20 protein-coding genes are annotated in these 17,790 nt (G+C 72.2%); 10 read left to right on the forward strand and 10 right to left on the reverse strand.

All coding sequences use genetic code 11. The features are described from left to right. Positions 1 to 45: 45 nt before the first annotated feature. Positions 46 to 1,701 (forward strand): alkaline phosphatase D family protein, encoded by a 1,656-nt coding sequence (locus RCO28_RS02340; protein ID WP_308939200.1) that lies wholly within the window; start codon positions 46 to 48, stop codon positions 1,699 to 1,701. Between the two features lie 70 nt (positions 1,702 to 1,771). Here RCO28_RS02340 and RCO28_RS02345 read toward each other — a convergent pair whose 3' ends face one another. Continuing rightward, positions 1,772 to 2,782: a Gfo/Idh/MocA family oxidoreductase gene (locus RCO28_RS02345; protein ID WP_308939201.1), complete on the reverse strand. Its 1,011-nt coding sequence runs from the start codon at positions 2,780 to 2,782 to the stop codon at positions 1,772 to 1,774. Positions 2,783 to 2,988: 206 nt separating this feature from the next. On the opposite strand from RCO28_RS02345, the gene RCO28_RS02350 reads away from it, so the two are divergent. The 3 genes from RCO28_RS02350 (at position 2,989) to RCO28_RS02360 (ending at position 6,802) form a co-directional block, all read left to right on the forward strand. Beyond that, positions 2,989 to 4,482 (forward strand): multidrug effflux MFS transporter, encoded by a 1,494-nt coding sequence (locus tag RCO28_RS02350; protein WP_308939671.1) that lies wholly within the window; start codon positions 2,989 to 2,991, stop codon positions 4,480 to 4,482. Beyond that, the gene (locus tag RCO28_RS02355; protein ID WP_308939672.1) at positions 4,479 to 5,591 is read left to right on the forward strand and encodes a serine hydrolase domain-containing protein; all 1,113 of its coding nucleotides are present in this window, start codon (positions 4,479 to 4,481) and stop codon (positions 5,589 to 5,591) included. Before RCO28_RS02350 ends, RCO28_RS02355 begins: the two co-directional genes overlap by 4 nt. A 233-nt stretch (positions 5,592 to 5,824) precedes the next feature. Continuing rightward, positions 5,825 to 6,802, forward strand: a complete 978-nt coding sequence (locus RCO28_RS02360) for a small ribosomal subunit Rsm22 family protein (protein ID WP_308939202.1) — start codon at positions 5,825 to 5,827, stop codon at positions 6,800 to 6,802. 7 nt (positions 6,803 to 6,809) lie between these two features. Here RCO28_RS02360 and RCO28_RS02365 read toward each other — a convergent pair whose 3' ends face one another. From RCO28_RS02365 to RCO28_RS02375, 3 genes are all read right to left on the reverse strand, one after another. Next, positions 6,810 to 7,019: a DUF4073 domain-containing protein gene (locus RCO28_RS02365; RefSeq protein WP_308939673.1), complete on the reverse strand. Its 210-nt coding sequence runs from the start codon at positions 7,017 to 7,019 to the stop codon at positions 6,810 to 6,812. A 397-nt stretch (positions 7,020 to 7,416) separates the two neighbouring features. Continuing rightward, positions 7,417 to 8,250 (reverse strand): dimethylargininase, encoded by an 834-nt coding sequence (gene ddaH, locus RCO28_RS02370; RefSeq protein ID WP_308939203.1) that lies wholly within the window; start codon positions 8,248 to 8,250, stop codon positions 7,417 to 7,419. A 140-nt stretch (positions 8,251 to 8,390) separates the two neighbouring features. Continuing rightward, positions 8,391 to 8,573, reverse strand: a complete 183-nt coding sequence (locus tag RCO28_RS02375) for a DUF6243 family protein (RefSeq protein ID WP_308939204.1) — start codon at positions 8,571 to 8,573, stop codon at positions 8,391 to 8,393. 140 nt (positions 8,574 to 8,713) lie between these two features. Here RCO28_RS02375 and RCO28_RS02380 point away from each other — a divergent pair, with 140 nt between their 5' ends. Further along, complete coding sequence (locus RCO28_RS02380; protein ID WP_308939205.1) at positions 8,714 to 9,349, forward strand: TetR/AcrR family transcriptional regulator; 636 nt, start codon at positions 8,714 to 8,716, stop codon at positions 9,347 to 9,349. A 15-nt stretch (positions 9,350 to 9,364) separates the two neighbouring features. Here RCO28_RS02380 and RCO28_RS02385 read toward each other — a convergent pair whose 3' ends face one another. After that, the gene (locus tag RCO28_RS02385) at positions 9,365 to 10,243 is read right to left on the reverse strand and encodes a glycerophosphodiester phosphodiesterase family protein (protein ID WP_308939206.1); all 879 of its coding nucleotides are present in this window, start codon (positions 10,241 to 10,243) and stop codon (positions 9,365 to 9,367) included. 153 nt (positions 10,244 to 10,396) lie between these two features. On the opposite strand from RCO28_RS02385, the gene RCO28_RS02390 reads away from it, so the two are divergent. Then, positions 10,397 to 11,119, forward strand: a complete 723-nt coding sequence (locus RCO28_RS02390) for a bifunctional DNA primase/polymerase (protein ID WP_308939207.1) — start codon at positions 10,397 to 10,399, stop codon at positions 11,117 to 11,119. 111 nt (positions 11,120 to 11,230) lie between these two features. On the opposite strand, the gene RCO28_RS02395 is transcribed toward RCO28_RS02390, so the two are convergent. After that, complete coding sequence (locus RCO28_RS02395; RefSeq protein ID WP_308939208.1) at positions 11,231 to 12,205, reverse strand: hypothetical protein; 975 nt, start codon at positions 12,203 to 12,205, stop codon at positions 11,231 to 11,233. Between the two features lie 264 nt (positions 12,206 to 12,469). Between RCO28_RS02395 and RCO28_RS02400 the strand changes: the two genes are divergently transcribed. Continuing rightward, the gene (locus RCO28_RS02400) at positions 12,470 to 13,144 is read left to right on the forward strand and encodes a PhzF family phenazine biosynthesis protein (protein WP_308939209.1); all 675 of its coding nucleotides are present in this window, start codon (positions 12,470 to 12,472) and stop codon (positions 13,142 to 13,144) included. A gap of 57 nt (positions 13,145 to 13,201) precedes the next feature. Here RCO28_RS02400 and RCO28_RS02405 read toward each other — a convergent pair whose 3' ends face one another. Continuing rightward, complete coding sequence (locus RCO28_RS02405; RefSeq protein ID WP_308939210.1) at positions 13,202 to 13,867, reverse strand: biliverdin-producing heme oxygenase; 666 nt, start codon at positions 13,865 to 13,867, stop codon at positions 13,202 to 13,204. A gap of 147 nt (positions 13,868 to 14,014) precedes the next feature. Next, positions 14,015 to 14,872, reverse strand: coding sequence for a type I methionyl aminopeptidase (map, locus tag RCO28_RS02410; RefSeq protein WP_308939211.1), 858 nt, complete (start codon positions 14,870 to 14,872; stop codon positions 14,015 to 14,017). 93 nt (positions 14,873 to 14,965) lie between these two features. Between map and RCO28_RS02415 the strand changes: the two genes are divergently transcribed. Beyond that, positions 14,966 to 15,196 (forward strand): hypothetical protein, encoded by a 231-nt coding sequence (locus tag RCO28_RS02415; protein ID WP_308939212.1) that lies wholly within the window; start codon positions 14,966 to 14,968, stop codon positions 15,194 to 15,196. Between the two features lie 4 nt (positions 15,197 to 15,200). On the opposite strand, the gene RCO28_RS02420 is transcribed toward RCO28_RS02415, so the two are convergent. Then, the gene (locus RCO28_RS02420; RefSeq protein ID WP_308939213.1) at positions 15,201 to 15,809 is read right to left on the reverse strand and encodes a hypothetical protein; all 609 of its coding nucleotides are present in this window, start codon (positions 15,807 to 15,809) and stop codon (positions 15,201 to 15,203) included. A 146-nt stretch (positions 15,810 to 15,955) separates the two neighbouring features. Here RCO28_RS02420 and npdG point away from each other — a divergent pair, with 146 nt between their 5' ends. Next, positions 15,956 to 16,696: an NADPH-dependent F420 reductase gene (gene npdG, locus RCO28_RS02425; protein ID WP_308939214.1), complete on the forward strand. Its 741-nt coding sequence runs from the start codon at positions 15,956 to 15,958 to the stop codon at positions 16,694 to 16,696. Between the two features lie 68 nt (positions 16,697 to 16,764). Next, on the forward strand, positions 16,765 to 16,947 hold the full coding sequence (locus tag RCO28_RS02430) for a hypothetical protein (protein ID WP_308939215.1): 183 nt from the start codon (positions 16,765 to 16,767) through the stop codon (positions 16,945 to 16,947). On the opposite strand, the gene RCO28_RS02435 is transcribed toward RCO28_RS02430, so the two are convergent. Further along, positions 16,937 to 17,713 (reverse strand): site-2 protease family protein, encoded by a 777-nt coding sequence (locus RCO28_RS02435; RefSeq protein WP_308939216.1) that lies wholly within the window; start codon positions 17,711 to 17,713, stop codon positions 16,937 to 16,939. The genes RCO28_RS02430 and RCO28_RS02435 overlap by 11 nt on opposite strands. Positions 17,714 to 17,790 lie beyond the last annotated feature (77 nt).

The raw sequence follows: 17,790 nt of genomic DNA on the forward strand, positions 1-17,790 counted from the left end.
GCCCCCATCGAATGCCTCTGACAACCACCGTCAGGGGAGGGGCCGATGACAGTCGCAGCTCACGAGGCAGCCCGGAATGCAGCCCGCCAGACCGAGGAACTCCGCGCCGCCGCACGGCACTTGGGGCGCCGCCGATTCCTCACCGTGACCGGCGCCGCCGCCGCGCTGGCCTTCGCCACCAACCTGCCCGGCGCAGGCGCGGCCCACGCCGCAGAACTGGACGCACGGCGCATAGCTGACGATCCGTTCACCATGGGCGTGGCCTCCGGCGACCCGCAGCCCGGCAACGTCGTGCTGTGGACCCGGCTCGCCCCCCAGCCCTTCGAGGCCGACGGCGGCCTGCCCGCCCAGCGCGTCACCGTGCAGTGGGAAATCGCCCACGACGCCCGTTTCACCCGGATCGTCAGACGCGGCTCCACCACCGCGCACCCCGAGTTCGGCCACTCCGTGCACGTAGAGGTCGACGGCCTGGACGCCGGCCGCGTCTACCACTACCGCTTCCGCACCGGCAGCTGGATCAGCCCGGTCGGCCGCACCCGCACCGCCCCGGCCCGCGCCGCCGGTGTCTCCGCCCTGAAGCTCGCCGCCGTCTCCTGCCAGGCGTACCACGACGGGTACTTCACCGCGTACGAGCACCTGGCGCAGGACGACGTCGACGTGGTCCTGCACCTGGGCGACTACCTCTACGAGTACGCCGTGAACTCCGTCGGCGGCGCCCGCAACTACACCGACCGCGTGCTGCCCGCGCACTTCAACCGGGAGACCGTCACGCTCGACGACTACCGGATGCGCTACGGCCTCTACAAGTCCGACCCCGACCTGAAGGCCGCGCACGCCGCGCACCCCTTCCTCGTCACCTGGGACGACCACGAGACCGAGAACAACTACGCCGACGGCATCCCGGAGAACGGCGTACCGCCGCAGGAGTTCCTCGTCCGCCGGGCCGCCGCGTACCGCGCGTACTGGGAGAACCAGCCGCTGCGCCGCCCGCAGCAGCCCTCCGGGCCCGACATGCAGCTCTACCGGCGCCTGCACTGGGGCCGGCTCGCCCAGTTCGACATCCTCGACACCCGCCAGTACCGCTCCGACCAGGCGTACGGCGACAAGGCGCACCCGGCGGGGCCCGAGACCGACGACCCGAAGCGCAGCATCACCGGCGCCACGCAGGAGCGCTGGCTGCTCGACGGCTGGCGGCGGTCGCGGGCGCTGTGGAACCTGATGCCGCAGCAAGTCGTCGTGTCCCAGCGGGCGTTCGACCTCACCGACACGCCCAAGCTGTCCATGGACGCCTGGGACGGCTACCGCGCCTCGCGGGCCCGCGTCCTGGACGGCGCCCGCGCGGCCGGGATCGACAACCTGATGGTGCTCACCGGCGACGTGCACCGCGGCTACGCCTTCGACATCAAGCAGGACTTCGACGACCCGGACTCCAAGACCGTCGGCACGGAGATCGTCGCGACCTCCATCGCCAGCGGCAAGGACGGCGCCGAGAAGCCCGACACCTGGGACACGTACATGAAGGCCAACCCGCACCTGAAGTTCTTCAACGGCAGGCGCGGCTACGTGACGGTGGCCCTCGGCACGGAGTCGGCGCGGGCCGACTTCAAGACGGTCTCCGCGGTGACGACGCCGGGCGCGCCGATCTCCACGGCGGCGTCGTTCGTGACGGAGGCGGGGAACCCGGGCCTGAAGCCCGCGTAACCGCTGTGGTGCGCGGGCGGGCGACCGCCTTTCCGCGCGAGCGGCCAACCACCGTTGCGCGCAGGCGAGTTCACTCCCCGGGATAGCGGACGCCGATGCGCTCCCGTACGGCATCGAGCGTCCGCATCACGGCGAGGGTGCCGTCGAGGGGCACAAGGGGAGACTCCCGCTCGCCCGCGCGCAGGCAGCGCATCACCTCGGTCGCCTCGTGCCGGAGGGAGTCCCGACGGCCCTCGCCGGTGAACTCCTCGGGCTCGCGGCCCGGCCGGTGCAGCACGAAGCGGTCCGGGAAGAAGAAGCCGTCCGGGATGTCGATCCGGCCGCGGGAGCCGGTGACGGACGCGCTGACCGGGGTCGCCGCGTCGATGGAGCAGTGCAGCACGGCATGCGCACCGCTCTCGTACGACAGCAGCATTCCCGTACGGAGATCGATGCTCTCCTCCGAGAGCACCGCTCTCGCCGTGACCTCCGCGGGCTCCCCGAGCAGCAGGTGCGCGAACGACACCGGGTACACCCCGAGGTCGAGCAGCGCGCCCCCGCCCTGCTTCGGGTCCCGTAGGCGGTGGGACGGAGGCAGTGTCCCATTCCTCGCCTCCGGCAAGAGGTGGCCCGCCAGCCCGAAGTCGGCCTGGACCGTGCGCACTTCACCGATCGCCCCGTCCGCGACCAGCTCCCGCAGGCGCCGGATCAGCGGATGGCAGTACATCCACATGGCCTCCATCAGGAAGCTCCCGCGCGCCCGTGCGAGGGCCACCAGCTCCTCGGCCTCCCGGGAGTTCAGCGCGAACGCCTTCTCGCACAGCACCGCACGCCCCGCCTCCAGGCAGAGCCCGGCGGCCTCCCGGTGCGCGGAGTGCGGCGTCGCCACGTACACCACGTCGACGTCCTCGTCCGCCGCGAGCGACGCCCAGTCCCCGTACGCCCGGGGAATCCCGAACCGGTCCGCGAACGCCCGCGCGCCGTCGCTCGTACGCGAGGCGACCGCCACCACCTCGGCGTCCGACGGCATGTCGAGCAGCTCCGCCGTGAACCGCTCGGCGATCCAGCCGGTCGCGAGCACCCCCCACCGCACACGCCCCATCCGGTGCCCCCCTGTCCTGTCCGCTGTCCCGTCCGCCGCCCGTCCGCCGCCGTCCGCAGCCCGGCACAGACTGGCGCCGAACTGGTCTCGACCACGCCGACCGAGCTGAGAGCATAGGGAGCCGTGGCAGCGATGGGGAGGGGTTGAGGTACGTGACGGCTGTGGACCGACGTTCCGCAGGGCGCAAGGACCCGGCACCGGAAGCGGTGCGCGACGGCGACAAGGCGGCGGCACGGCGCACCGGACTCCTCACGACCTTCCTGCTCGGCGGACTCACCGCCGTACCGCCGCTCTCCATGGACATGTACCTGCCGGCGCTCCCGGAGGTCACCCGCGCGCTGACCGCCCCGGCCGCCACCGTGCAGCTCACCCTCACCGCCTGCCTCGCCGGCATGGCGCTCGGGCAGCTCGTGGTCGGGCCGATGAGCGACCGCTGGGGGCGGCGCCGCCCGCTCCTCGTCGGCCTGCTCATCTACATCGTGGCCACCGCGATCTGCGCCGCCGCGCCGGGCGTCGAACTCCTCGTCGCCTTCCGCCTGTTGCAGGGCCTCGCCGGGGCCGCGGGCATAGTGATAGCCCGCGCCGTCGTGCGCGACCTGTACGACGGCGTGGACATGGCCCGGTTCTTCTCCACCCTGATGCTGATCTCCGGGGTCGCCCCGATCGTCGCGCCGCTCGTCGGCGGACAGGTGCTCCGCTTCACCGACTGGCGCGGCATCTTCGTCGTCCTGACCGTCATCGGCATCGCGCTCACCGCCCTCGTCTGGCGCCGCCTCCCCGAGACCCTCGCCCCGGAACGCCGCCAGTCCGGCGGGGTCGGCGACGCCCTGCGGACCATGGGCGGGCTGCTCGGCGACCGGGTCTTCGCCGGGTACACCTTCGCCGGCGGCTTCGCCTTCGCCGCCTTGTTCGCCTACATCGCGGCGTCCCCCTTCGTAGTGCAGGAGATCTACGGCGCGTCCCCGCAGACCTTCTCCCTCCTCTTCGGGGTCAACTCGGTCGGCCTGATCATCGTCGGCCAGATCAACGGCAAGATCCTCGTCGGCCGCGTACGGCTCGACCGGGTCCTCGGCGTCGGCCTCGTCCTGATCACGCTCGCCGCGGCCGCGCTGCTCCTGATGACGACGGGAGTCTTCGGGGACGCCCAGGACATCGGGCTCGTACCGATCGCCGCCGGCCTCTTCGTCCTGATGTCCGCGATGGGCATCACCCTGCCGAACGCCAACGCCCTCGCCCTGATGCGCACCCCGCACGCCGCGGGCTCCGCCTCCGCGCTGCTCGGCACGTCCTCGTTCCTCGTCGGCGCCGTGGCCTCGCCGCTCGTCGGCATCGCGGGCGAGCACACCGCCGTACCGATGGCCGTGGTCCAGCTGGCCTGCGCGCTGATCGCGGCCGCGTTCTTCGTGGGGCTGTGCAGGCCCTGGCGGCGGCCGGCGGAGGCGCAGCCGACCGGTCCCGCGACCGGTCCCGCGACCGGTCCGGTCACGGATGCGGTCGCCGGTCCGGTGACGGATGCGGTTGCGGGTACGGGGCCGGGTTCGGTCGCGGGTACGGGTTCGGTTGCGGGTTCGGGGCCGGGTACGGGACAGGGTTCGGTCGCCGGTGCGGGCTCGGGTTCGGTCGCCGGTACGGGACAGGGTCCGGTCGCCGGTACGGGAACGGACCCGGGCACCGGCCGCACGGAGGGGGCGGAGCACTGACACCGCAACGGCTGCGCACCGGCCCGCCCGAGCGGGCCGGACTCGACCCGGAGCACCTGCGGCTCCTCGCCGACGACGTGCGCGCCCTGCCCGGCACCTGGTGCGCGGGCGCCGTCGTGGTCGCCGGGCGCGGGCCCGTGCTCGCCGTCGAGGAGGCCGCCGGATACGCCGTCCGGTACGCCGCCGGGGGCGAGGAACTGCCCGCGCACCGCCGCGTCCCCATGACCCTCGGCACGCCCTTCGACCTGGCCTCGCTCACCAAGCTGTTCACCGCCGTCGCCGCCGTCCAGCAGATCGAACGCGGCACTCTCGGCATCGACGCCCGGATCGCCGCGTACGTCCCCGAACTCACCGCCGCCGCCGACCACGGCATCACCGTGCGCCAGCTGCTCACCCACACCTCGGGCCTGCGCCCCGAACTCCCGCTGTACGCCTGCCCGGACCGGCCCGCGATGCTCGCCGCGCTGCGGACAGAGGAACCGGTCGGCGAGCCGGGAGGGGAGTACCTCTACTCCGACCTCAACATGCTGCTGCTCCAGCAGGTCCTGGAGCGCCTCACCGGCCGCCGCCTCGACCGGCTGATCCGCGACGGCATCACCCGCCCCCTCGGCATGCGCGCGACCGGCTTCGGCCCCTGCCCGTTCGCCGCGGCCACCGAGGACCAGCGCACGCCCCGCGCGAAGCTCGACCGGGGCATGGTCAGGGGAGTGGTGCACGACGAGAACGCGTACGCCCTCGGCGGGGTGGCCGGGCATGCGGGCCTCTTCTCCACGGCGCACGACCTCGCGGTGTTCTGCCGCACCCTGCTCGGCGGCGGCGCGTACGGGCCCGCCCGCGTCCTCGGCCCCGACTTCGTCGACCTGCTCCTTCGCCCACCGGGGCTCGGCTTCCTCGTCGACAAGCCCTGGTTCATGGGCGAGCTGGCGGGGCGCGGCGCGGCGGGCCACACGGGCTTCACGGGCACGTCCCTGGTCCTCGACCGGGCTTCGGACACGTTCTTGGTGCTGCTGGCGAACGCGGTGCACCCGTTTCGTACGGCTCCGGACAGTGCGCCTCGGGCGCGGGCGGCTACGCGGTTGGCGCGGGCGGTGGCGGGGGCGGAGGCCTGACTCTTCCCCTACCCGCCCCTTCCCGAAGTCTTGCCGGACGGGCCTCCTCAATCGCCGGAGGGGCTCAAAATTGAGCCCCTCCGGCGATTGAGGAGCGGGGTCCGGGGCGGAGCCCCGAAGCTCCGCAGGATTTCGGGAAGGGGCGGGGAGGGGAAAGAACCGCCGTCCGGGCGAACCGGGGGCCGGGGCGGGAGACCCGTGGGGTGCTGGGGATCCCGGGTACGATTCCCCAGGTGAACGACCTCGCCCCCGCCGAAGCGCTCCGCCCCGCGCTGAGCGGACTGCTCAACGGACTGCCCCCCAAGCAGGCCGCGCAAGCCGTGGACCGCCTGATCGCCAACTACCGCGGCCGCACCCCGACCGACACCCCCGTGCTGCGCGACCGCTCGGACGTCGCGGCCTACGCGGCGTACCGGATGCCCGCCACCTTCGAGGCCGTACGCTCCGCCCTCGACGCCTTCGCGGCCGCAGCCCCCGAGGGCTGGTCGCCGGGCAGCCATGTCGACATCGGCGGCGGTACGGGCGCCGCGACCTGGGCGGTCAGCGCGACCTGGCCGCAGGAGCGCCCGGTCACGGTCCTCGACTGGGCGGAGCCCGCGCTCGCCCTGGGGCGTGAACTGGCCGAGTCCAACCCCCTGTTGAGCGCCGCGCGCTGGCAGCGCGCTCGTATCGGAGCAGCGCTCAGCATCGAGAGCACTGACCTCGTCACGATCTCGTACGTACTCGGCGAGCTGACCGACGACGACCGCGGCTCGGTCGTCGACGCCGCCGCGGCCGCCGGCCAGACCGTCGTGATCATCGAACCCGGCACCCCCGACGGCTACGCCCGCGTCATCGAGGCCAGGGACCGCCTGATCGCCGCGGGCCTGCGCATCGCCGCCCCCTGCCCGCACAGCGCGGCCTGCCCCATCGAACCCGGCAAGGACTGGTGCCACTTCGCGTCCCGCGTCAGCCGCTCCTCCCTGCACCGGCAGGTCAAGGGCGGCTCCCTGGCGTACGAGGACGAGAAGTTCAGCTACGTCGCCGCCACCCGCCTCCCGGCCACCCCGGCCCCGGCCCGCATCGTCCGCCGCCCGCAGATCCGCAAGGGGCAGGTGCTGCTCGACCTGTGCGTCCGGGACGAGGCCCTGACCCGTACGACGGTGACGAAGCGGCACGGGGCGCGCTACAAGGAGGCCAGGAACGCGGAGTGGGGCGACGCCTGGAGTTGAGCCGAGGTCAGAGGGCCGCGTGCAGCGGCACCGTGATCTGCTTGATCCAGGCCGACCGGCCGAAGTCGCGGGCCCGCACGACCACCTTGTCGCGGTACACCTCGACCTGCAGCCCCTGGTTGAACGCGCCCGGGACGGTGACCTCGCCGCCGGTGCCGTTGTCGGTCCTCCAGCCACGTGAACTGCTCGTCAGAACTCGTGGTTGCCGATCGCCCAGGCCGCTCTGGGCAGCGTGTGTGCGGCGAACGCCTTGGTGACCTCCGCGTACTCGAAGTCGTAGCCGCGCGGCGTGATGTCACCGGCGACGGCGATGCCCGAGCTGTCCGGGTTGGACGGATCAGGGACGGATCAGGGACGGATCAGGGACGGATGAGGGACGGATGAGGGACGGAAGAGCGACCGACGAGCGGGCGGGGCGGCGGCCTTGCCAGGAGTCTCCCGGCTGCCACCGCCCCGCCCAGGGTCTGGTTCCGTCTGGTTCAGACCCGTTAGTGATACGTGACCTTAGTGATACGTGACCTTCCGGACGTCGCCGTGGCGGCCGCATGGCTGCCGGATGAACGCCTTCCGCATCGCCCGGAGCGGGGCCGCGCCAGAGGCCCGGCCCCGCGCGATCAACGGCAACGCAGCTCCTGCGTACAGCACTTGACGCTCCCGCCGCCCTTGAGCAGCTCGCCCAGGTCCATCCCGATCGGCTCGAAGCCGCGTTCCCTGAGCGGCCCGAAGAGGCCCACCGCCGCCTGCGGAAGCAGCACGTGCAGGCCGTCCGAGACCGCGTTCAGGCCGAGCGCCGCGGCGTCCGGCTCCTCGGCGATCAGCGCGTCGGGGAAGAGGCGGCGCAGGACGGCCCGGCTGCCGGGTGAGAACGCGCCCGGGTAGTACATGATCGCGTCGCCGGAGTCCGCCGCGTCGTCGAGCACGGCGAGGGCGGTGTCGAGGTGGTAGTAGCGCGGGTCGACCAGGTCGAGCCCGATCACCGGCCGCCCGAAGAACTCCTGGGCCTCGCCGTGCGAGAGCGGGCTCGCCCGGAACCCGCGCCCGGCGAGCACGTACGAGGAGGTGACGGCGAAGTCGCCCTCGCCCTCGTTGATGTGCGCGGGCTCGTACACGTCGGCCTCGGCGAAGCCGTGCGTACGGAACCAGTCGAGGTGCGCGGCGGCCTCGGAGGCGCGCTCTGCGTGGGCGAAGCGGGCGCCGAGCACGCGGCCGTCGATCACGGTCGCGCCGTTCGCGGCGAAGACCATGTCGGGGAGTTCGGGGCGGGGGGTGAGCTGCTCGACGGTGTGGCCGAGCGAGCGGTAGCGCTCCCTCAGGTCCTCCCACTGCGCGACGGCCAGGGGTACGTCGACGGGCTTCGTGGGGTCCATCCACGGATTGATGGAGTACGTGACCTTGAAGTGCGCTGGTGGGCACATCAGGTAGCGCCGGGGTGTGGCGTGACGAGGCAATGAGGGCTCCTCACGGTGGGCTGAGCGGCCGGGTGTCGGCCACTCGGATTGCTGCCCATGGTCCGCCGTGAAGAGCCCTCCTGCGCGGTGGCGAACGGGTTGTTCTCCGTACGTGCCGCGCGAGTTCACACCGCTACCGCTCATGAAGCCGTGCCGTCGCCGCGCCCTTCCTGCAGCTTGCGCAGCAACTCCCGTTTCTGCGCCTGTGCGTCGAGCCCGCCGCCGATCCGCCCGTCCCGGCCGCCGCCGCGCAGCGCCTTGCGGGACAGCTTGGTGCGGTGCCCGCCGACGCCCAGCATGTTTCCTGCTCCACCTCGGGTCATGTCGTACTCCCGTCCCTGTCGAAGCGATCGAGGCGAGACGTATCGTCTCGCGGTGAGCTCCAGGGTGTGCGAGACGGTCCGTCTTGTCAAGCCTTTTCGAGACGATACGTATCGGCTCACCGCGCTGCTACATTCGAGCCATGGCGACCAAGACAGCCCCCGATTCATCGCGGCGCAGCGAGCGCTCCCGCCGCGCCATCTACGACGCGGCCCTCGCCCTGATCAGCGAGGCCGGATACGCGAAGACGACCATCGAAGGCATCGCCGCCCGCGCCGGCGTCGGCAAGCAGACGATCTACCGCTGGTGGTCGTCCAAGGCGGAGGTCCTGCTCGAAGCCTTCGTCGACCTCGGCGAGCGGAACATGGCCGCCGCCGCGGAGGCCGCCGGAGTGGACCCCGACGAGGCCCGCGCCATCCCCGACACCGGCGACCTCGCGGCCGACCTGAAGGACGTGCTGCGCGCCACCGTCGACGAGCTCAAGGACCCGCAGTTCGAGATCCCGTACCGCGCGCTCGCCGCCGAGGGCATCATCAACCGCGACCTCAGCGCCCGCGTCGTCGAGCAGCTCCTCGAACCCGGCCTCCAGCTCTACGTCGCCCGGCTGCGCGCCGCCCAGAAGACCGGCGAACTGCGCGCCGACCTCGACCCGCGGATCGCCCTCGAACTCTTCATCTCGCCGATCGCGCAACGCTGGCTGCAGGGCACCGGCGAACTGACGCACACGTACGCGGACACGCTCGTCGAGTACTCCCTGGGCGGCCTCGCCCCCCGCTGAACGGCAGCCGCCGGATCACTCCTCGCTGAGCGGCCGCGCCCGGACGGGCCCCGTGACCGGTGTGCGGGCGAGGAGCCCCGGCGCGTTGGTGATCACGCCGTCGCAGCCGAGGCGCAGCACGCGGTCCCGCTGCTTCACCGAGTTCACGGTGTGCGCCCACACATGCGGGATGCCCGAGTTGACCGCCCGTACCAGATCCCGGTCGCGCGCCTTGTAGTCCACGTCGAGCACGTCGACGAACGTGCGCCACTCGCGCGGCTTGTCGGTCCTCATCTGCCGTGCGCTGCGCCAGAGTTGGGTGCTCAGGCCGAGCTCGTGCGCGCGCTCGGCCACCGACGGCCAGTGCGAGTTGACCAGGACGGAGCGGGTCAGGCCGCGCCGGTGCAGCATCCGCGCGAGCGGGGCGAGCCCGGCCTTGTCCTTGACCTCCAGGAGCAGCACCACCCGCCCGCCGAACCGGTCGAGCACCTCGGCCACCGTCGGCGGGCGCTCGGGCCGCCAGGCACCGCGCAGCGAACGGCCCGGCGTCAGCCGTACGTCGCGCCACTGCTTCGCCGTGAGGGAGTGGACCGGGCCCTTCCGGTCGGTCGTACGGTCCAGGGTGGGGTCGTGCATCGCTACCAGCGTGCCGTCGCGCAGCATCCTGGTGTCCACGTCGAGCACCTGGGCCGTGCCCCGCTCGAACGCCGCCACCAGGCCGGACATGCTGTTCTCGGGCACTTCGAGGGCGCCGCCGCGATGCGCGGTGTACGTGACGCGGGGCAGCGAGGCGACGGTGAGCGGGCCGCCGTTGCTCCACTCCAGGGGGGTGGTCGTACCGCCGGGGGTGACACCGGTCAGTTGCCCCGCCAGGGCAAGGGCGGTGATGACGGCGGGTGCAGCCAGGGTGACCATGACGCCCAAGGTAGGCAGATATGTCCGGACTCGCCCGTCATCGACACCCAAGCCCGCGCATCGCCCCCGGTACCCCGGATGAGGAGTGCGGCCACCCGAGGCGCAGGATGGTGGCACCATGGACGGACGGGACGAAGCAAGGTGAGGGGATAGATGGGCGCGGAGTTCGGCCGTCGCACCGGCGGACAGAGCAGGTTTTCACAGTGGCTGCGCGCCCGCCGCCCCAAGGACGCGGGGGACGAGGGGAGCCGCGAGGCCCTGCTTCTCGCCGCCGCCGCGGCAGGCCTGCCGCTCGCCCCGGCGGCCCACCCCGCCGGGTACCGCTGCTCCTGCGACCGCATCGGCTGCCCCACCCCCGCCCGGCACCCGATCTCCTTCGCCTGGCAGACGCAGTCGACCACCGACCGCGGCCAGATCCAGCGCTGGGCCGAGCACCAGCCGGAGGCCAACTTCATCACGGCGACCGGCATGGTCCACGACGTCCTTGACGTCCCCCTGGAAGCCGGGCGCAGCGCCCTGGAGCGGCTGCTCGCGGCGGGCGTGGAGGTCGGCCCCGTCGCCGAGTCCGGCGGGAACCGGATGATGTTCTTCACCGCGACCCGCGGCACCCCGGAGGACGAGGACGAGTGGTGGCCGTGCGAGCTGGACTGCCACCCCGAGACGACGGACGAACACCCCGGCCTGCGCTGGCACTGCCGCGGTTCGTACGTCCTGGTACCGCCCGCGCGACTGCCCGGTGAGCTCGACGTCCACTGGGTGCGAGGCCCCGAGCATCCGCTGCCCGAGCCGCTGACCCTCCTCGAAGCGCTCACCGACGCGATCGCGCAGCACGCGGGCGCGGAGCCGGAGAGCGCGGCCTGGCCGCTGCGCGGCTGAGCGGCTTCCAGCCTTCGAGTCGTCGAACCTTCGAACGCAAAAGGCGGGCCCGGGGAACGTCTCCCCGGGCCCGCCTACCGCTTGCTCACGCGCCCTTCGCGCCCGTCCCGCTCACTCGCCCTTCGCGCCCGTCAGCCCCTGGACCCGGTTCAGCACCTGGACCTGTGAGGTGGAGGCGCCCTTCGGCGGTACGACGGCGGTCTGGCCGGCCGCGTACTCCAGGGTCACCGCGCTCTTGGCGTCGCCCGTCATCAGCGCGCGCACGTCCGGGCCGATGCGCAGGTTCAGGCCCTCGGCCGCGGTGCGCTTCTCGAAGTGGCGCGTGGAGAAGAACACCAGCGCCCCGCCGTCCTTGGTGCGCAGCCCGACCGGGGCGTACGTACCGGAGTTCTGCGGCTCGTCGATGTACTGCGTGGCCAGGCCGAGGCTATCGGCCGCCTTCTCGCGCTGCGTGCGCCAGGTGGAGGTGTACGGGCCCGACTGGAAGGTCTCGCCGCCCTCCTTCAGGTAGGAGGCGAACTCCTCGCTCAGGTTCTTCGGGGCGACGGCGAGCTTCTTGTCGTCCACGTCGACCGGCTCGGCGAAGCCGTCCTTGTCCTTCTTGAACTCCGGCATCTTCCCGGGCGGTACGAACGCCAGGTACGAGGCCTCCCACGGCTCGGCGAGGCCGCCGCGGGTGAAGACCATCACCCAGCGGAACGAGCCGTTCTTGTCCTTGTTGCTGTCGGTGTCCGCGACGAACCAGCGCGGCCAGCCCGCCTGTTTGGGAATGGTGAACTTCGCGTCGTCGAGCTTCAGGGGCGCGGACGCAGGCTGCTCGTCGCCGTCCTTCTTCCGCTCCGCGCGCGCCTTCAGGCCCGCCTGGTTGATCGCGCCGAACGGCCCGGTGACCGATTTCGCGTCCTTGGCCGGGTCGGCCGCGGCCTCCGCGGCGTTGTACGCCTTCGTGAAGTCCTTCAGGGCACGGGCGGCCTCCGCCTTCGTCGCCGCGGGGAGGATCTCCCGCTCCCCGTGCACCGTCACGCACCCGCTCGCCGTCACGGCCAGCACCGTCACCGCCGCTGCTGCCGCGGCCGGCCGACTCACCCTGCGCAGCCTGCTCATCGCTTGCCTTCTGCTCATTCGCTCTCGCCCCACTGACGGTCGGAACCCTACCGGGGCCGCGGACGCGGTAAGAGCCCGGACCGGAGAGCGAGCCCACACCGTGACCTGGAGCTCGTCAATCGGCGGTTGCGTCCGCCGGGTTCGCTTCGTCGGCCGCTTTCGGCCGTGGTGGGTTGCTCGCGGCCGCGGGCGGTGAGGTGCCCACGGGCGCGCAGGAGTTCGGAGAGCAGATGCTTCAATGCCCGGGTGACTTCGGCGACGGCCCGGCCCGGCCCCCTTGATCTCGATGTGCTCCGCGTCTTCTGCGGCCCCGACGGGCGGTACGGCAACGCCCTCGGGGTCGTCCGCGACGGCACCGCCGTGCGCGGCGAGGCGGCCCGCCAGGAGCTGGCGCGCCGCCTCGGCTTCAGCGAGACCGTGTTCGTCGACGACGACGAGCGCGGCGTCGTCGACATCTACACCCCCACCGTGCGCCTGCCCTTCGCCGGACACCCCTGCGTCGGCGCGGCCTGGCTTCTCGACCTGCCCGAACTCCACACGCCCGCCGGGGTGGTGACGGCGCGTCAGGACGGCGAGTTCAGCTGGATCACGGCCCGCCCGGAGTGGGCCCCGGGCCGCACCCTGCGCCAGCACGGCTCGGCCCTGGAGGTGGACACCCTCGCGGTGCCGCCGCCCGGGGACTGGGTGTACGCCTGGGCGTGGGAGGACGAGGCGGCCGGGCGGGTCCGCGCGCGGGCGTTCCCCGGGCGCGGTGACGGCATCGACGAGGACGAGGCGACGGGGGCTGCGGCGTTGCTGCTCACCGCACGGCTCGGCCGCGCCCTCAACATCCGCCAGGGCGCGGGCAGTCAGATCCTCACGGCCCCGAACCCGGACGGGGCGGTCGAGGTGGGGGGACGGGTGCTGCTGGTCGGCGCGTGATTTTTCCCCTACCCGCCCCTTCCCGAAGTCCTCGGCGGGGCGTGCCCCTGGGGAGCCTCACGCGCTGAGCGGGAACTCGGCCCCCAAGGCCCGGAACACGCCAGTGTTCAACGCGAACGCGCGCTTGCACTCGTCCACGATCCGCATCTTCTCCAGGTCGTCCACCGGCACCCCGTCGAGCAGTTCGCGGTAGGTGCGCTTGAACGCGGCCGGGTTGGAGATGCCCTCGAAGACGTAGAACCGCACGCCGTCTCCCTTGCGCGCGAAGCCCCAGGTCCGCTCCGCCTTGTCGCGGATGATCTGGCCGCCGGAGAGGTCGCCGAGATAGCGCGTGTAGTGGTGGGCGACGAAGCCGCCGGGCCAGTCGCGGGCGCACTCGGTGACCCGGTCCACGTACGCCTGGGTCGCGGGCAGGGGCCGCAGCCCCTCACGCCAGTCCCCGGAGTCGCCGTGCAGATGCGTCAGGTCCCGCTCCAGCTCCGCCGTGCGCATCAGCTCGGGGCGGAGGAACGGGCCCGCCACCGGGTCGTCGCGCAGGGCCTCGGCTCCGGCCTCCATCGCGCGGTACACGAACCAGAGCTGCTCGGTGTAGCGCGTGTACGCCTCCACGCCGAGTTTTCCGCCGAGCAGATCGCTCATGAACGTCGAATTCTCGGCCTCGGTGTGCGCCTCGTGGGACGCGGTGCGGATGAGCGTCGAGAACGGCGTGGACGCGGTGGACATGGGGGCGGACCTCCGGTGCCGAAGGGGCTGGGAACCTGCGATGATCCTGCTACTTAGGCATGCCTAAGTCAACTGGTTCCCGACGACCTGTCGGTAAAGGAGTTCCCGACGTGCTGTCGGTAAAACGTCTGTGCGAGAAAAAGTGCGTCAGGGCAGCGTGAGGATGTCCGCGCCCGTGTCCGTCACCACGAGCGTGTGCTCGAACTGCGCGGTCCGCTTCCGGTCCTTGGTGACCACCGTCCAGCCGTCGTCCCACATGTCGTACTCGTGCGTGCCGAGCGTCAGCATCGGCTCGATCGTGAACGTCATGCCGGGCTGGATCACCGTCGTGGCGTGCGGGCTGTCGTAGTGCGGGACGATCAGGCCGGAGTGGAAGGACGAGTTGATGCCGTGCCCCGTGAAGTCACGCACGACGCCGTAGCCGAAGCGCTTGGCGTACGACTCGATGACGCGGCCGATGATGTTGATCTGGCGGCCCGGCCTGACCGCCTTGATGGCCCGCGCGGTCGCCTCCCGGGTCCGCTCCACCAGGAGCTTCGACTCCTCGTCCACGTCACCGCAGAGGTACGTGGCGTTGTTGTCGCCGTGCACGCCGCCGATGTACGCCGTGACGTCCAGGTTCACGATGTCGCCGTCGCGCAGCACCGTGGAGTCCGGGATGCCGTGGCAGATGACCTCGTTGACCGAGGCGCACAGCGACTTCGGGAAGCCGCGGTAGCCGAGCGTGGACGGGTACGCGCCGTGGTCGCACATGAACGCGTGCGCCACCTCGTCCAGCTTGTCCGTGGTGACACCCGGCTCGATGTACTTCGCTGCCTCGGCCATGGCCTGCGCGGCGATACGGCCCGCGATCCGCATCAGCTCGACGGTCTCCGGGGTCTGCACCTCCGGGCCTGAGTACGGCGTCGGCGCGGGCTTGCCCACGTACTCGGGACGCCGGATGTTGCCGGGGACGGAACGGATGGGAGAGAGCTCCCCTGGTACGAGCAGCGACTGGCCAGACATGCCAGTGAGTGTATCCAGCGGACTTGGGGCACGATGGCGGCGGAACCAACCTCGGAGCGGCTCGGAAGAGACTCGGACAGAGAGGGGTCCGCGATGGCCCTGTTCAAGAAGCGCACGGTCGGCAAGCCGGGGGAGTGGTACTACTGCCTCGAACACCAGAAGGTCGAGGAGGGGCCCGACTGTCCGGGCAAGGACCGCTTCGGCCCGTACGCCTCCCGCGTCGAGGCGGAGAGCGCGATGCAGACCGCGCAGGAACGGAACCTGGAGTGGGAGACCGACCCGAGGTGGCACGACCGCAAGGGCGGCGCCGAGGAATCCGGCTGACCGGTCACCAGCGCGCGGGCGGCGGCTCCGTCAGCTGATCCGCGAGGCGGGACAGCCGGTCCCGGAAGCTGCGGCGTCCCCGCGGGGCCGGTGCGGGCAGGGAGTTCTCGCCGGCCGCCGCGCTCACCAGGTGCTGCACCGTGTCCAGGTCGAGCTCCGGCTCTTCGGGCACGGTGAGCGCCTCGTGGGCGAGCCGGTGCAGATCGCGGTCGCCGGACTCCAGGGCGAGCACCGTCGCCCCGGCCCTGCGGGCGTCGTGGATGCGCTCCAGGAGCCCGCCGCAGGGGTCGTCCGGCGCGACCACGAGGAGCGTCTCGCCGCGCCGCGCCGCCTCGATCCGGCCGAGGCCCACCGACAGATGCGCCGGATCCCCGGGCCTGACCCGGTGCCGCACCAGCGTCGGCCGCAGCTCCGGCGTTCCCGACCAGGCCGCCTCGTCCACCAGGTGGGCGGCCAGATGCCAGGGCTCGTACGCCGAGGTCCCCACGAGCAGGAGACCGCCGCCGTGCGGCACCACCGAACCGCGCAGGGTCAGCGCGAAGCGGCGGGTGGCGCCCGGCCATTCCGTCCCGGCGAGCACTTCGCGCAGCAGCGCGACCCGTACGGCATCCATGGCCCCGCATGCTGCCTCCCGCGCCCGGCGCCTGTCCGGAAGTTGCCCCAACTCGGCGGCGCCGCGCCTGCGGTGGGGGCCGCGGGTTCGCACACGAGCGCGGATTCCGTACGCCAGCGCCCCCTACCGGCAAGTATCGTCGCCGTATGACTTCCCACGATGCTGCTCAAGAGGCCCCGTCCCAGGGGCAGGACAAGGCGCCGGGCAAGGCTCCCGCGAAGGATCCCTGGGACCTTCCCGATGTGTCCGGACTCGTCGTCGGCGTGCTCGGCGGGACCGGCGACCAGGGGCGTGGCCTCGCCTACCGGCTCGCGCGGGCCGGCCAGAAGGTCGTCATCGGCTCCCGCGCCGCCGAGCGCGCCCGGGCCGCCGCCGACGAGCTCGGCCTCGGTGTCGAGGGCGCCGACAACGCCGAGTGCGCCCGCCGCTCCGACATCGTGATCGTCGCCGTGCCGTGGGACGGGCACGCCAAGACGCTCGAATCGCTGCGCGAGGAGCTCGCCGGCAAGCTCGTCGTGGACTGCGTCAACCCGCTGGGCTTCGACAAGAAGGGCGCGTACGCCCTGAAGCCCGAGGAGGGCAGCGCCGCCGAGCAGGCCGCCGCGCTCCTGCCCGACTCCCGCGTGACCGCCGCCTTCCACCACCTGTCGGCCGTGCTGCTCCAGGACGAGTCCATCGAGGAGATCGACACCGACGTGATGGTGCTGGGCGAGGTCCGCGCCGACACCGACCTCGTGCAGGCCCTCGCCGCCCGCATCCCCGGCATGCGGGGCGTCTTCGCCGGGCGGCTTCGCAACGCCCACCAGGTGGAGTCGCTTGTCGCCAACCTGATCTCCGTGAACCGGCGGTACAAGGCGCACGCGGGCCTGCGCGTCACCGACGTGTAGGCGCGCCGCGGGCATGGGGGACACTGGACGGCGTACGAACCGCAGTATCCGGACAGGAGCCGAACCCCATGCCCCGCCTCGCTCTGTACGCCCTCGTCGTCTGCGTCCTCGCCGTGGCCGCGGCCGTGGTCTCCTTCGTCCAGGGCAGCTGGCTCGGCATCGTCTGGGTGCTGATCGCCGGGCTCTCGTCCAACATGACCTGGTACTACCTGCGCAAGGGCAAGGCCGAGAAGGCCGCCGTCAGCCACTGACGCAGACCGGGCTTTCGGCCTGCCAGAAGCGGTAGAGGTTCTGCCCGCAGTACGACTCCAGCTCCTCGATGCCGAGGCCGCGCAGCAGGCCGTGGATCGCGTCGAAGAACGCGATGTTGACCTCCGGGATCCACAGCACCGCGAAGATCGCGAGCAGCCCGAACGGCGCGAACGGCTCCACCTGGCGGCGGATCCCGCGCGACAGCCAGGGCTCGATCACCCCGTACCCGTCCAGGCCCGGCACCGGCAGGAAGTTCAGCAGCGCCGCCGTCACCTGCAGCAGCGCCAGGAACGCCAGCGCGTACTGGAACGCCGGCGGTACGCCCGCCAGCGCGTCCAGCCAGAACGGCGCCGTGCACACCACCGCGAAGGCGACGTTGGTCAGCGGGCCCACCGCCGAGATCAGGCTGTGCCGCCAGCGGCCCCGGATCCGGCTCCGCTCGATGAACACGGCACCGCCGGGCAGCCCGATCCCGCCCATGATCACGAACACCAGGGGCAGCACGATGCTCAGGAGCGCGTGCGTGTACTTCAACGGGTTCAGCGTCAGATAGCCCTTCGCGCCCACCGAGATGTCCCCGCTGTGCAGGGCGGTGCGGGCGTGCGCGTACTCGTGCAGGCAGAGCGAGACGACCCAGGCGCCGGTGACGAACAGGAACACCGCCAGGCCGGTGTTGGCCGCGAACCCCGTCCAGGTCGCCCACCCGGCCGCGGCCGTGACGGCGGCGATCCCGAGGAAGACGGGGCTGATGCGGTGGGAGTTCATACGGGGGTCTCCTCGGGAATTGTTTCGGCGAGGTCGGCTCGGCGAGCGTGATCGCCCTCCGGGCTCGTCCTCCCCTG

Source organism: Streptomyces sp. LHD-70, from assembly GCF_031157275.1.
Taxonomy (GTDB): domain Bacteria; phylum Actinomycetota; class Actinomycetes; order Streptomycetales; family Streptomycetaceae; genus Streptomyces.

Bases quoted from the DNA above. Each gene is read 5' to 3' on its own strand.
- RCO28_RS02340 (WP_308939200.1), top strand. From the start codon at position 46: ATGACAGTCGCAGCTCACGAGGCAGCCCGGAATGCAGCCCGCCAGACC.
- RCO28_RS02345 (WP_308939201.1), bottom strand. From the start codon at position 2,782: ATGGGGCGTGTGCGGTGGGGGGTGCTCGCGACCGGCTGGATCGCCGAG.
- RCO28_RS02375 (WP_308939204.1), bottom strand. From the start codon at position 8,573: ATGACCCGAGGTGGAGCAGGAAACATGCTGGGCGTCGGCGGGCACCGC.
- RCO28_RS02380 (WP_308939205.1), top strand. From the start codon at position 8,714: ATGGCGACCAAGACAGCCCCCGATTCATCGCGGCGCAGCGAGCGCTCC.
- RCO28_RS02385 (WP_308939206.1), bottom strand. From the start codon at position 10,243: ATGGTCACCCTGGCTGCACCCGCCGTCATCACCGCCCTTGCCCTGGCG.
- RCO28_RS02390 (WP_308939207.1), top strand. From the start codon at position 10,397: ATGGGCGCGGAGTTCGGCCGTCGCACCGGCGGACAGAGCAGGTTTTCA.
- RCO28_RS02405 (WP_308939210.1), bottom strand. From the start codon at position 13,867: ATGTCCACCGCGTCCACGCCGTTCTCGACGCTCATCCGCACCGCGTCC.
- map (WP_308939211.1), bottom strand. From the start codon at position 14,872: ATGTCTGGCCAGTCGCTGCTCGTACCAGGGGAGCTCTCTCCCATCCGT.
- RCO28_RS02415 (WP_308939212.1), top strand. From the start codon at position 14,966: ATGGCCCTGTTCAAGAAGCGCACGGTCGGCAAGCCGGGGGAGTGGTAC.
- RCO28_RS02420 (WP_308939213.1), bottom strand. From the start codon at position 15,809: ATGGATGCCGTACGGGTCGCGCTGCTGCGCGAAGTGCTCGCCGGGACG.
- npdG (WP_308939214.1), top strand. From the start codon at position 15,956: ATGACTTCCCACGATGCTGCTCAAGAGGCCCCGTCCCAGGGGCAGGAC.
- RCO28_RS02430 (WP_308939215.1), top strand. From the start codon at position 16,765: ATGCCCCGCCTCGCTCTGTACGCCCTCGTCGTCTGCGTCCTCGCCGTG.
- RCO28_RS02435 (WP_308939216.1), bottom strand. From the start codon at position 17,713: ATGAACTCCCACCGCATCAGCCCCGTCTTCCTCGGGATCGCCGCCGTC.